10 protein-coding genes are annotated in these 12,303 nt (G+C 65.6%); 3 read left to right on the top strand and 7 right to left on the bottom strand.

All coding sequences use genetic code 11. The annotated features are described in order from the left end of the window. Positions 1 to 4 precede the first annotated feature (4 nt). Genes ABFD52_02730 through ABFD52_02740 form a run of 3 tightly spaced genes read right to left on the bottom strand, consistent with a single transcriptional unit; the run spans position 5 to position 3,662 of the window. On the bottom strand, positions 5 to 901 hold the full coding sequence (locus tag ABFD52_02730; GenBank protein ID MEN6559678.1) for a hypothetical protein: 897 nt from the start codon (positions 899 to 901) through the stop codon (positions 5 to 7). Positions 902 to 936: 35 nt separating this feature from the next. Continuing rightward, the gene (locus tag ABFD52_02735) at positions 937 to 2,340 is read right to left on the bottom strand and encodes a pitrilysin family protein (protein MEN6559679.1); all 1,404 of its coding nucleotides are present in this window, start codon (positions 2,338 to 2,340) and stop codon (positions 937 to 939) included. Beyond that, on the bottom strand, positions 2,337 to 3,662 hold the full coding sequence (locus ABFD52_02740) for a pitrilysin family protein (GenBank protein MEN6559680.1): 1,326 nt from the start codon (positions 3,660 to 3,662) through the stop codon (positions 2,337 to 2,339). The genes ABFD52_02735 and ABFD52_02740 overlap by 4 nt, the downstream gene beginning before the upstream one ends. 280 nt (positions 3,663 to 3,942) lie before the next feature. On the opposite strand from ABFD52_02740, the gene ABFD52_02745 reads away from it, so the two are divergent. Further along, entirely contained in the window at positions 3,943 to 4,632 is a 690-nt protein-coding gene (locus ABFD52_02745) for a CDP-alcohol phosphatidyltransferase family protein (protein ID MEN6559681.1), read from the top strand. On the opposite strand, the gene ABFD52_02750 is transcribed toward ABFD52_02745, so the two are convergent. Continuing rightward, positions 4,574 to 5,659 (bottom strand): lysylphosphatidylglycerol synthase transmembrane domain-containing protein, encoded by a 1,086-nt coding sequence (locus ABFD52_02750; protein MEN6559682.1) that lies wholly within the window; start codon positions 5,657 to 5,659, stop codon positions 4,574 to 4,576. The two genes, ABFD52_02745 and ABFD52_02750, sit on opposite strands and share 59 nt — an antisense overlap. A 67-nt stretch (positions 5,660 to 5,726) precedes the next feature. On the opposite strand from ABFD52_02750, the gene ABFD52_02755 reads away from it, so the two are divergent. Next, positions 5,727 to 7,400 carry a DUF3943 domain-containing protein gene (locus ABFD52_02755; GenBank protein MEN6559683.1) on the top strand — a complete coding sequence of 558 codons (1,674 nt, stop codon included), beginning with the start codon at positions 5,727 to 5,729 and terminating at the stop codon, positions 7,398 to 7,400. Positions 7,401 to 7,528: 128 nt separating this feature from the next. On the opposite strand, the gene ABFD52_02760 is transcribed toward ABFD52_02755, so the two are convergent. The 3 genes from ABFD52_02760 to fusA all read right to left on the bottom strand — a co-directional run bounded on the left by ABFD52_02760 (position 7,529) and on the right by fusA (position 11,405). Next, complete coding sequence (locus ABFD52_02760; protein ID MEN6559684.1) at positions 7,529 to 8,206, bottom strand: haloacid dehalogenase-like hydrolase; 678 nt, start codon at positions 8,204 to 8,206, stop codon at positions 7,529 to 7,531. A 360-nt stretch (positions 8,207 to 8,566) separates the two neighbouring features. Further along, positions 8,567 to 9,298 carry a hypothetical protein gene (locus ABFD52_02765; protein MEN6559685.1) on the bottom strand — a complete coding sequence of 244 codons (732 nt, stop codon included), beginning with the start codon at positions 9,296 to 9,298 and terminating at the stop codon, positions 8,567 to 8,569. Positions 9,299 to 9,311: 13 nt separating this feature from the next. Continuing rightward, the gene (gene fusA, locus ABFD52_02770) at positions 9,312 to 11,405 is read right to left on the bottom strand and encodes an elongation factor G (GenBank protein ID MEN6559686.1); all 2,094 of its coding nucleotides are present in this window, start codon (positions 11,403 to 11,405) and stop codon (positions 9,312 to 9,314) included. A 391-nt stretch (positions 11,406 to 11,796) separates the two neighbouring features. On the opposite strand from fusA, the gene ABFD52_02775 reads away from it, so the two are divergent. Continuing rightward, positions 11,797 to 12,303, top strand: a 507-nt coding sequence (locus ABFD52_02775) for a class I SAM-dependent methyltransferase (protein ID MEN6559687.1), incomplete at its 3' end; no start/stop codon positions are given.

Consider the following 12,303-nt stretch of genomic DNA (forward strand, 5'->3'; position numbering starts at 1 on the left):
CCGGCTAGCGGATGGCGGGCATCGGGGCTTCGGCGTTGAGCAGGACGACCTCGGCGAAGGCCGAGAACGAAAAGGGGAAACTGGCCAGCCGCTCCTGCCCCTTCTTCATGACGAAGGCGGCGTCCGTCTTGAAATCCACGCGGTATTCGGAGAAGTAGCCCCGGTCGACATGGACCTGGAGCGACCCCGCGCCGACGCCCTCGCCCTCGAACACCCCCTGGGTCCCGCTGAGGTCCCTGGACCCGGAGACCGTGACCTTGTAGACCGACGAGACGAGGGCCAGCCGTCCGTCGTCGGCCGGCAGGATGTCGTCGAGCGTCGAGGTGATGGCCAGGTCGACCTGGAGGTCGAGGCCCTGGAAGGGGATGGTCAGGCGCCGGCTCTCGAGCCAGCTCTCGCCGCGGCTGACCGGCTGGGCCGGGAAGGCCGGGAAATAGTCGCGCAGGATCTGAGGGATGGAGATGTTGAAGGGATTGCCGCCGCCGAGGGCCTCGGGGTTGCGGATGGATTCCACCTTGCCGGTCCGGTTGAAGACGACGTCGAGGGGCTCTCCCTGGGTCGCGCCGATCTTCTGGGAGACGACCTTCTCCGGCAGGCGGATATTGACGTCGATGCCCGGGCTGGTCATGTCGGCCCGGACGGTGTCGCGCGGCGAGGGCTTGGCCAGGAGCCGGATCTCGCCCCGGGAGTCGGCGTTGAGGGCCAGGTCCGTGCCCATGAAATTCTTGCCGTCGACGTTGATGACGCTCGAAATGGTGTAGGTCAGGCGGACGCCCTCGGCCGGACCGAAACGCAGGGCGATCTTTTCCGGCGGGGCCAGCTCCTGGGCCGGTAAAAGGGCCGGGGCCGCGGCCAGGGCGACGGCCGCCAGGACCGCCGCGAGGGGTTTTCTCGGGATCATGGTCAACGTCCTCCTTGGCCCCTTTCCCTCCCGGGCTAGAACCCGGGGTCGCTGATCCTCTTCTCCTGCCAGGCGCCGTACTTGGCCAGGAGCGGCCGGATCTCCGCCGCCTTGCCGACGACGACCAGCACAAAATCATTCCGCGGCAGCAGCCTGGCGGCGGCCGCCTTCAGGGCCGCCGGGTCGAGCCTGCCGATCTCGTCGAGGTACTTGTCGTACTCGTCGAAGCCGCGCTTGTAGAAGGCCAGCCGCACGTAAGCGGCGGCCTTCCGGGCGTTGGTCTCCAGGGTCGGCGGGAACTGGCCGAGGATGTAGTTGCGGGCGCTCTCGGTCTCCTCCGCGCCGAACCCGCCGCCGGCCTTCTTGAGCAGGTCGAAGACGATGTCCAGCATCTCGCCGATCTTGTCGTTCTTGGTGTAGGAGCTGATCGTCGTGAGGCCGCCCGCGGCCCAGCTGCTGGCCCCGCTCCGCGCGCCGTACGTCAGGCCCCTCTTGATCCGCAGCTCGGTGTTGAGCCAGGAGGTGAACCGGCCGCCGAAGAGCGTGTTCATGGCCGAGGCCGCGGCCGTGATCTTGTCCCCCATGGCATAGCCGGGCGCGCCGAGCATGAAGTAGGCCTGGGTGGCATCGGGCTTGTCGATGAGGACGAGCTTCTTGCCGGACGGCCGGGGCAGGGCGGGGATGGCCGCGGCGGGCGCGGGCCCGGCCGGCCTGGCCATGCGGCCGAGGGTCTTTTCGAGCAGCGGCTTGAGCGCCTCAGCGTCGATGTCGCCGACGACTGCGGCGACGGCCCGGTCGGGCCGGTAATGCGCCTTATAGAAATCCCTGACCGTCTGCACGGTCATCTTCCCGAGGGCCGCCTCCGTGCCCGAGGCCAGGCGGCCCATCGGGTGGTCGCCGAAATAGGCCTTCTGGAAATAATAGCCGACGGCCGTTCCGGGATCGTCCTTGGCCGCCTTGAGGCCGTCGACGCGCAGGTCCCGCTCCTTCTTGAACTCCGCCTCGGCGAAAGCCGGGTCGGTGATGGCGGCCGCGGCGATCTCCAGGAGGCGGGGGAAGTGCTGGGCCAGGCTGTCGCCGTAAACCTGGGCGTATTCCTCGGCGGCGCCGATGCCGAAATTGGCGCCCATGAAGTCGAGCGCCTCGGCGACGGCATCCGCGTTCATCTTCGAGGTGCCCTTGGTCAGCAGCGCGGCCGTCAGTCCGGCGGCGCCTTCGGCCGAGGCCGGTTCGGCCGCCGAGCCGGCGCCGCCGATGAACATCCGGAAGCTCACGAGCGGCACGCCGGCATTCCGCAGGAAATAGACGGTCAGGCCGTTCCCGAGGACGATCCTGGCCGGGGCCGGCAGCTGCGGGGCGGCCGGCAAGGGCCGGACGGCGGCCGCCGTCAGGGCGACGGCCAGGACAAGGACCAGGGCCGCGCGGCTGAAGCGTCTCATTTCGCACCTCCCTCGGGAACGAGCCGGCCGACGGTCTTGTTAGTCTCGACCAGGTACTTGGCGGCGGCCTCCCGGACGCGATCGACCTTGACCGCGGCGTAGTCGTCCATGATGGTGAAGAGCCTGGCGAAGTCGCCGTAGAGGACCTCGGTCGCGCCGAGCTGGTTGGCCCGGCCGGCGGCCGTCTGCAGGCCCTGGTAGAATCCGGTCCGGATGATGTTCAGGGCCTTGTCGAATTCCTGCGGGGTGATGCCGCCCGTCCGGACCTTGGCCAGCTCCTCTTCGAGGACCCGCTCGATCCGGTCCAGGTCGGCCCCGGGCCGGGGCTTGATATAGATCGTGAACAGCTGGGGATCGATGGTCTCCTGGATGCCGCCGCCGACGTCGATGGCCAGCTCCTCCTCGCGGACGAGCCGGCGGTAGAGGCGGCTGCTCTCGCCCTCGAGCAGGGGCTTGGCCAGGATCGAGAGCGGCAGGAAATCGGGGTCCTTGACGCTCGGCCCGTGCCAGACGGCCAGGAAGGACGGGACCTGGGCCTCCTTGCGCATGAGGACGGCCTTGGGCCCGATCTGGGGCGGCTCGACCGTCGTAACCGGCGGCGGGGGAGGGGAGGACTTGACCGGGCCGTAATATTTCTCGATCAGGGCCATCGTTTTGGCGGGCTCGATGTCGCCGACCACGACCAGGATGGCGTTGCTCGGGGCGTAGAACGTCCGGTAATAGGCCATGACCTCGTCCCGGCGCCAGCTCAGGATGTCGCTCATCCAGCCGATGACGTCCCAGTGATAGGGATGGGCCATGATGGAGGTGGCCCGGACCGTCTCGGACAACAGGGCGTCGTTGTCGTTGTCGACGCCGAGGCGGCGCTCCGAGGCGATGACGCCCCGCTCGGACTCGAAGACCTCGGGGACGAAGGCCAGGCCCTGGATCCGGTCGGCCTCCATGGCGATCATGGCCTCGAGGGCGGCCGGCGGGAACCAGTCGGTGTAGGCGGTGAAGTCGTCGCCCGTGTAGGCGTTGTTGCTGCCGCCCCGGAACTCCATGCGGCGGTCGAACTCGCCCGGGCCGACGGCCGGCGTCCCGTTGAACATCATGTGCTCGATAAAATGGGAGACGCCGGTCAGTCCGGGCCGCTCGTTGCGCGACCCGACGCGGAAGAACGTGTACAGGGCGACGCTGGGGATGTTGTGGTCCTCGACGAGGAGGACCTTGAGGCCGTTCGCCAGCGAATGGACCTTGATGTCCTCTTTCGTGAAGGCCGCCCCGAGGGACAGGGCCAGGAGCGGCAGAGCCGCGGCCGCGAGCCAGATGTGCTTCCTCATGCGTACACCTCCGACGGTCAATGTCGACATTATATCATCCCAGGCCGAGGGATGTCGTCTCCGTCGATCGAAGACGGGACGGGATGATGACGCAGCGGCGTGGGGGGCCCCCCGCCCGCGCGCAGGCGCTGATGCCGGAGAGCGCTTTGAAGCGCCGAGCACGGCCGGGGGGTGACGCCGGGGGAGGAGTCATTCCGTCCCGGGGAGACGGAGAGGACGCCCGGGGCCGAACTTGACGGAATCGGCCGGGTGGATTATAAAACACGGCTAGGCCTGAAAGATGAGCGCGCCCGAGAGCGAGTACGATTTCCAGAGAGCGATGAAGCGCGTCTCGTCCTACCCCTTCATCCACAAATTCCTTCCGGCCGACCGGTACCTGGTCCGGCCGCCGGCCTCTCTCGTCGTCAAGGCCGTGTTCCGGACCGGGATCACCCCCAACCAGCTGACCCTGGCCTCGTTCGTCTTCGCCCTCCTGGCCGGCGCGGCCTATGTCGGCGGGAACCATGCCTTCTTCGCTCTCGGCGGCTGCCTGACCCTGGTCTCGACGATCTTCGACGCCGCGGACGGCATGCTGGCCCGGGCCAAGTCCATGACCAGCCGCTACGGCGCCTACCTGGACCTGTTCCTCGATCGCATAGCCGATTTCGCCGTCATGGCCGGGGCCTCCGCCGGGTACTTCCGGCACAGCGGGAGCCATGCCTTCCTCGTTTTTTCCCTGCTGACGATCGGCCTCTATTTTCTCCAGCTGGGCCTTTACTATATCAACCTGCTCTATACCCGCGCGGAGAAGAACGGCGAGGGGGCCGAGGCCAAGAGCCTGGCGGCCGTGATCATTTTCCTCGTTTCGGTGGCCGGCCACCCCGAGCTCATCCTGGCCGGGGTCTTCCTCATGGCCTTCCCCGGCGTGATCATCAAGCTGGTCCGGTTCCTGCGGAAGGGCAGGAATCCGGAGACGCCTGCGGCGCGCTGACGGCCTTTCTCGCTTTCTTCCGCACCAGGGGCATGAGCCCGAACCCCGCCCAGATCATCCCGACCAGCCGCCGGATCAAGATGACGGCCATGCCCGCGGACATCTCGATGTGGAGCAGGGCGAAGAGGGAGACGTAGGTCAGCTCGTAGATCCCGACCGATCCCGGGATGGGCACGAACGTGTAGAACGACCCCAGGGTGACGATCAGGAAGCAGAGGAACAGGCTCGGGCGCGCTCCCCCGAGGAAGACGAAGGTCAGGTAGATCTCCAGGGCCCAGAGCCAGGCCTGGCCGAAATAGGACGCGAAGAGGGCCAGGAACAGCCCCTTGTTCCGGTTGTAGAAATCGGAGATGTGGGCGTCGGTCTCCAGGATCTTGTCCCGCCGGTTCTCGAGGAAGGGGACGCGGATCTTGATCTTCTTCAGGGCGTCCATGGCCCAGGTGAAAAGCCCCTGCCTCTGCTTGAGGATCAGGAAGGCGAGGCCCAGCATCAGCAGGGCGATCGCGACGAATAGCTCGATCTCCTGGCGCCGGGGCAGGGCGAACTCGGTGATGAGGAAGACGACGGCCAGGGCGATCGTCGAAAGGCCGGCCAGGAACTCGATGGTCTTGTCGACGACGACCGTGGCCAGGATCTTGTTGCGGTCGGCGCCGTCGAGGCAAAGCACGCGGACTGTCTCGCCGCCCAGGTTCCCGGCCGGGGTCAGGTAGCTGACCGCGTAGCCGGCGATCCGGGCGCCGAAGATCTCGCGGAAGGGGAGGCGCTCGCCGGAGGCGTTGAGCAGGGCCCGCCAGTTGAGGGACCGGATGAGCCAATAGACGACCCGGAGGCCCAGGAGGGCGGCGATCTCGAACACGGAGAGCCGGGCGATGGCCCGCAGGATCTCCCTCGTCCCGGTCTTGACGATCAGGTAGATGAACAGGCCGACGCCGGCATATCCTATCAACCGGAAGACGAGGGCCCGGGCGCGGGATCCCCGCGTGGCGGACAGGCCGGGTTCCCGGCTTGCCGGCATGAGCTTGAACATCGCTTGACTCTCCAGGATGAAAGGCCTATTTTAATCCATTATTTCGAGGAAACAAAGCAAGTATCCCATGGACCGTCCGCTGATCCGATATCTTTCGGCCGCGTTCCTGGCCGTCATCCTGGCCGCCGCCGCGGCCCCGCCGTCTCAGGCCGCGGAGCGTCCCGCCTTCTGCCCGGCCGCCTCCGGCGCGCCCGGTGACGGAGAGGCCGTCCCGGCCGCAGTCGCGTTCTCCCTGGCGGCTTCGCCCGCGGCGGAAGGAGCCGGCTCGAAGGCCGCCGCCGCTCCCGCGGCCATGCCCAAGAAATGGCGCCGGTTCTTCGTCCAGGAAGGGCTAGTCGCGGCCGTCTCCACGGTCGAGTACTGGCTGTCCTATCATGACTGGATCGAGGACTGGCAGTTCGAGCTGACCTTCGCCGACCAGTACAAGCGTTTCCTGACCCTCCAGGCCGTCACCTTCGATTCCAACGCCTACCTCACCAACTGGATCCACGTGCCGGGCGGGGCCTTCTATTATCAGATGGCCCGGTCCAACTACCTGACCTGGCCCGAGTCGCTCCTGGCCACGTTCACCTGCTCCGCCATATACGAATATGTTTCCGAGTGGCGCGAGGTCATTTCGATCAACGACATGGCCCTTACGACATTCGGCGGCTATTCCCTGGGGGAGGCGTGGTTCCAGATCGGGGATTATTTCCACCACCGCAAGTCGCCGGTCCTCAAGATCCTGGGCCTGGTCAACCCGGTCAACGAGATCAACCAGTGGCTGGACCGTAAGAACCCGGCCTCCCGCGTCTATCAGGAGCCGGGCTGGGCCAACATGGTCTTTTCGGTCGCCGGCTGGCACTCCGCGGAAACCGGCCGCCAGTCCTACGGCGCCGGCCGGATCGATATCGAAACCCAGCTCCTCCGCGTCCCGGGATACGGCCGGCCGGGCACGTTCAAGAAGTTCCTCGCGGACACGTCGCTGAGCGAGCTCTCCATCGGCCTGACCCTGAGACAGCGCCGGCCGGAGGACGATCAGCTCAAAGCCGGGACGGCCGAGGAGGTCGACATCGCCGCCAGGGTCGTCGGGCTGAGCTGGTACCGGCAGTCCATCGACGAGCTCGGCCGCGGCTCGGCCTTCTCCATCGGGCTGGGCTCGGCCCTGACCTACTTGCGCAAGCGTCCGGCTGCTTACGACGCCCGGGGGGTCCAGGTCCACATCGACCCCCCGCCGGCGACTCCGACCGATTTCCGGGACAAGATGACGGTGGCCCATATGTTCGGTCCCGTCGTCGACTGGACCTGGTTCGGCCGCGGGATCAAAGTCCGGGCTGTCGCTGACGCCTACGCCGACTTCGGCATGATCAACGCCTTCGCCTTCAACGCCTATTCCGGCGATCATTCGATCGCGGGCCTGAAGACGACGCTTTCTTATTACGGCTACTATTACGCTTACGGCGGGACGACCTCGGCCCGCATCGACGTAAACTGGGGCAACCTCTGGGTCCGGGGCCTGGTCAGCGGCCAGGCCTGGGGGTCCTGGCAAGGGCGCGACCGGTACCAGGACTCCGTCACGAACAATGTCGGCGCCTCCGACACCCGAACCCGCTATCTCCTCCAGGCGGGCTGGCGCCTCGGCGCCGTCCCCGTTCGGTTCTTTGCCGGGATCGAAGGCATCCATCGCCGGGGCAAGATCGGGACGGTCAGCGCCGCCAGCCAGGAAACGCGGACCTTTGCCGGCTTGAGCTGCCTGTTCTAGGGTTCTCCGATCATATCGCCAGGCTCACCCTTCCGGCGCGGCGATGCCCTGGACCAAGCCGGAGAGAGGGGCTTCCCGCGATCTGGAAAAAAGCCGATTTCCGGATCGCCCGGGGGACCGTCCCGTTCCTAGCGCTTGCCGATGATCTCCCAACCCTTCCTGCGGGCCAGGCGCCGGAGCTTGCGGTCGCCGTGGACGGCCACCGGATGGCCGACGAGCTCGAAGACGGGCAGGTCGGAGATGCGGTCGGCCAGGGCCCAGGAGCCCGGCCAGTCGATCCCTTCCGGGTCGATCCGGGAGAACAGGGCGTCGATCTTTCTCCGGCCGTAGGCGAAAATGCCGGTCTTGCGGCCGGTCAGCTTGCCGTCGGCCGCTTCGAGACCGGTCCCGATGAGGACCTCCGCCTCGAGCCGCTCCCGGAGCTGGTCGACGATCATCTGGAGGGAGCCCGAGAGGAGCACGATGCGGCAGCCTCCCGCCCGGAGGCTGAGGATCTTGGCCCGCAGGTCCTCCGGCACCGCCTCCCGCAGGAAGCCGTGCCCGAACGCGACGGCCCAGGCCCGAACCTCCTCGGGGTCCCGGCCCCTGAGGACGAGGGCGTTGGAGCCGATGGCGTTCCGGAAGCCGATGCGCAGGGTGTCGCGGACGAGGGACAGCAGGAACCCGGCCATCTTGATCAGGCCGACCCGGCCGTGGACGAACAATCCGAGGTAGAAGATCCGTTCGGCGTTCAGGCCCTTGAGGAGCGTGCCGTCGAGGTCGATGACCGCCAGGCGCGTACCCGGCGGGAAGGTGATCCTGTCCATGGTCTCCGGTGGCCCGGCGCATTCTGCGCCCGGGCGCGATACCGGCCAGATATAGCACACCCGTCAGGGCGAGTCAAAAGGCAAGTCTCGTGATCTTAGCTCGCTTGAGAATGCCTCCAGGGAAAGCCCATCGGGCAAGCATCCCTCCGATGAACCGTGGGATAGAGAACTCAACTAGGGCCTCAACTTAGGCTTATCCAGCCGCTGGTCCCGACAAATCGAGCGAAATGAAACCCAATTCGCGTTCCTATCGGCTGGAAGCTCAAGGAAGTTTGTCTCCTGCCATCCGCGGCTCGAGGGGACCTGCTTCACTTCTGTTGACCAGGGGGGCCGTGTCGGGCCCTCGAACGAAAAGCCAGGCTAGGAAGCGCGGCGGCGCGGCTCCTTGGCGATGAGCAGCGTGGTCGGGTCGAGCTTGAGCCGGATGTCCTTGGCGGCCAGCCGGCCGTGGTCCTGGACCAGGTTGAAGTGGACGTGGTCGCCGTGGTGCTGCAGCGAGATCAGAACGTCGATAGTCCCGAGGAAGTCCTTCAGCTCGTAGGGGATGCCCTGCTCGTCGAACAGGGGCTCGTCCTTCTTGAGCGAGGCGCTGAACCAGACCTCGAGGCCGAGGCGGCCGGCGAAGTCCCGGAACTTGCGCAGGTCGTCCGGCCCGGCCTGGTCGAAGTCGAGCCCGTCGACGATGACCGTGCCGGCCCGGAAGTTGCCGTGGACGATCATGGCCTCGAGGCTGCGCAGGACCTGCTCCGTCCGGGCCCCGTCCTGCTTGAAGTTCATGATGACCCGGCGCCGGATGAGCTCGTCGAACTCGTCCAGGGCCGACCGCATCTTCGGCGCCTTGGCGAGCTCCTTGAAGATGTCCTCGTACCAGTTGACGATGTAGTCGACCCGGCTGGCGTAGGAGACGTGGATGACATACTGGTCCTGGAGCAGCTTGTCCGCGGCGATGTGGACGAGGCAGGCCGTCTTGCCGACGCCCTTGCGGCTGGCCAGGACGCCGACGTGGCCCTTGCCCAGCCCGCCGGATATGGATTTCTCGAGCACCCGCAGCGGGCTGCGCTTGATGATCTCTTCCTTGACCGTGATCGTCATGGTCGTCTCCTCGCTATCTCTGGGACTTCTTCCGCTCGGCCTCGAGGTGCTGCTCGGTCAGCATCTCGGCGATGTGCGGCGGCACCTTGCCGTACTTCAGGAATTCCATGGTGAACTCGGCCTTGCCCTGGGTCAGGGAGCGCAGGACCGTCGAGTAGCCGAACATCTCGGCCAGCGGCACCTCGGCGTCCACCCGCGAGAACGTGCCGTCCTCGACCGAGCTGATGATGACGCCCCGGCGCTGGCTGATGGTGGCGAAGACGTTGCCGGCGAATTCCGACGGCCCCTCGACCGAGACCTTCATGATCGGCTCGAGGATCTGGGGCTTGGCCTTCATGTAGGCCTGCTTGAAGGCCCCCTGGGCGGCCGTCTGGAAGGCGATGTCCGACGAGTCGACGGGATGGTACTGGCCGTCGTTGACGACGACCTTCACGCCGATGACCGGGAAGCCGATGAGCTGGCCCTTCCTGAGGGAAGCCCGGAAGCCTTTCTCGCAGGACGGGATGAACTCGCGGGGGATGCGGCCGCCCTTGACGTCGTTCACGAACTCGAAGGCGCCCTTGGCCAGGGGCTCGAGCCGGCCGATGACCCGGGCGTACTGGCCGGCGCCGCCGGTCTGCTTCTTGTGGGTGTAATCGAAGTCGACGGCCTGGCTGACGGCCTCGCGGTAGGCGACCTGGGGCATGCCCGTCTTGACCTCGGCCCGGTACTCGCGCTTCATGCGCTCGACGTAGACGTCGAGATGCAGCTCGCCCATGCCCTGGATGACGGTCTGGTTCGACTCCGGATCGACGTAGGTCCGGAAGGTCGGGTCCTCCTTGGTGAAGCGGTTGAGGGCTTTGGACATGTTGATCTGCGACTTGTTGTCCTTGGGCACGATCGCCAGCGAAATGACCGGCTCGGGGACATACATGGAGGTCATGGTAAGGTTGACGCCCGGGGAGACGAAGGTGTCGCCGGAGGCGCACTCGATTCCGAACAGGGCGCCGATGTAGCCGGCCGACACGGCATCGATGTCCTCCATCTGATCGGCGTGCATGCGCACCACGCGGCCGACCTTGACCTTCTTGCCCGTGCGCACGTTGACGATGGTCGAGCCCTTGCCGATGGAGCCCTGGTAGACGCGGATGTAGGTCAACTGCCCGTAGTGGCCGTCCTCGAGCTTGAAGGCCAGCGCGACGACCGGCTTGTCCGGGTCGCTTTTCAGCGTGACGGGCGCTTCGTTGTTGTCCGTGTCCAGGGCCGTGTTCTCCACATCCGAGGGGCAGGGCAGCAGCGCGTTCACGGCATCGAGAAGGGGCTGCACGGCTTTATTCTTGTAGGCCGATCCGATGAAGACCGGCGTGAGCTCGCGGCGGATCGTCCCTGCGCGCAACGCCGAGATCAGAAGCTCCTGGGGAATTTCGCGCTCCTCCAGGGCCGCCTCCATCAGCTCGTCGGAAAACATGGATGCCGACTCGATGAGTTCCAGCCGCTTGGCCGTTGCCTCTTCCCGATACTCGGCGGGGATGTCCTCGGCGCGGACCGTTTCGCCGTTTTCGCCGTCAAAGTACAGGGCCTTCATGGCGACCAAATCGACGACACCCTGAAAATCCATCTCCAGGCCGATGGGGATCTGCATGGCGACGGCATTGTGGCCGAGCTTCGATCTGAGCTGGGCGGTCACGCGGGACGGGTCTGCGCCGCTGCGGTCGCACTTGTTGATAAAGGCGATGCAGGGCACCTTGTAGCGCTTCATCTGCTGGTCCACGGTGATCGACTGGGACTGGACGCCGCCGACGGAGCAGAGCACCAGGATCGCACCGTCGAGGACCCTCAGGGAGCGTTCCACCTCGATGGTGAAGTCGACGTGCCCGGGGGTGTCGATGATGTTGATCTCGTGGCCCAGCCACTCGCAGAAGGTCGCCGCGGAGGCAATCGTGATCCCTCGCTCCTTTTCCAGCTCCATGGAGTCCATCGTGGCGCCGACGCCGTCTTTGCCCTTGACATCGTGAATGGCGTGGATGCGTTTGGTGTAGAAGAGGATGCGTTCCGACAGGGTCGTCTTGCCGGAGTCGATGTGGGCGCTGATCCCGATGTTTCGGACCTTCTTGATGTCGCTTTTCATGTGTTTTTCCCTGCAGTTAGTGTGTTGTTGTCCTTGTACCGAAAAGAAAACTCCCCGCATCTGATGGACTGAATCAAACGGGGGAGCCATCGAACCAAATACTGAAATATCCGGATCTCTAGCAACGCAATATGACGTAATCGATGGAATATATAGATCTATGAACAAATTGTCAAGAATTATTTAGGGGACATATCAGGCCCTATTGATCGTGAAGGAAGTGGGGGAAGTGAAAGAAGAGGGTATCCGGGGAATGAATTCCCTGTCATGGCCGCCGCGCGGCGGGGTCAAGGTCTTGTTTTTCGCCTGTATTTTTGATACCAGACAGGGAGGGGACAGCCCTCCGATCGAAGGTCCCGGCAGGGGGAGCGGCCCGTAAACAGGGAGGGGCATGAAGAGATCCTGGGTTTCCATCGGCCTGATCGGTCTTGCCGTCCTTGCACTTCTGGCAACCTTACCCGGAAGCCGATCCGATCTTGCCGCGCCGGAAGACACCGCTTTCCTGTGGGACGGGCTGTACCTTGGCAAGCAGACCTTTGCCGATGTCCCCTACGTGTCGACGCCGTATGAAGTCGTAAACGAGATGATTCGCCTCGCCGGCGTGAAGGCGAGCGATGTGGTCTACGATCTGGGGTGCGGGGACGGGAGGCTCGTAATCGAGGCGGTGAAGAAAACGGGCTGCCGTGGGGTGGGGGTCGACATCGACGCGGAACTCATCGCGGCAAGCGAGTCGCGCGCCAGGGCTGCCGGCGTCGAGGACCGGGTGCGGTTCGTGAGGCAGGATTTCTTCGAGACCGACATCCGCGAAGCGACGGTCATGCTGATCTATCTCTTCACCAATGTGAACATCCTGCTTCGCCCCAAGTTCCTGAGCGAGATGAAGCCCGGGAGCCGCCTG

This window comes from Acidobacteriota bacterium, assembly GCA_039683095.1.
Taxonomy (GTDB): Bacteria; Acidobacteriota; Aminicenantia; order Aminicenantales; family Saccharicenantaceae; genus RBG-16-66-30.

Excerpts from the sequence above, each read along its gene's own strand:
- ABFD52_02765 (MEN6559685.1), bottom strand. The coding sequence starts at position 9,298 with ATGACGATCACGGTCAAGGAAGAGATCATCAAGCGCAGCCCGCTGCGG.
- ABFD52_02760 (MEN6559684.1), bottom strand. The coding sequence starts at position 8,206 with ATGGACAGGATCACCTTCCCGCCGGGTACGCGCCTGGCGGTCATCGAC.
- fusA (MEN6559686.1), bottom strand. The coding sequence starts at position 11,405 with ATGAAAAGCGACATCAAGAAGGTCCGAAACATCGGGATCAGCGCCCAC.
- ABFD52_02755 (MEN6559683.1), top strand. The coding sequence starts at position 5,727 with ATGGACCGTCCGCTGATCCGATATCTTTCGGCCGCGTTCCTGGCCGTC.
- ABFD52_02735 (MEN6559679.1), bottom strand. The coding sequence starts at position 2,340 with ATGAGACGCTTCAGCCGCGCGGCCCTGGTCCTTGTCCTGGCCGTCGCC.
- ABFD52_02730 (MEN6559678.1), bottom strand. The coding sequence starts at position 901 with ATGATCCCGAGAAAACCCCTCGCGGCGGTCCTGGCGGCCGTCGCCCTG.
- ABFD52_02740 (MEN6559680.1), bottom strand. The coding sequence starts at position 3,662 with ATGAGGAAGCACATCTGGCTCGCGGCCGCGGCTCTGCCGCTCCTGGCC.
- ABFD52_02745 (MEN6559681.1), top strand. The coding sequence starts at position 3,943 with ATGAGCGCGCCCGAGAGCGAGTACGATTTCCAGAGAGCGATGAAGCGC.
- ABFD52_02750 (MEN6559682.1), bottom strand. The coding sequence starts at position 5,659 with ATGTTCAAGCTCATGCCGGCAAGCCGGGAACCCGGCCTGTCCGCCACG.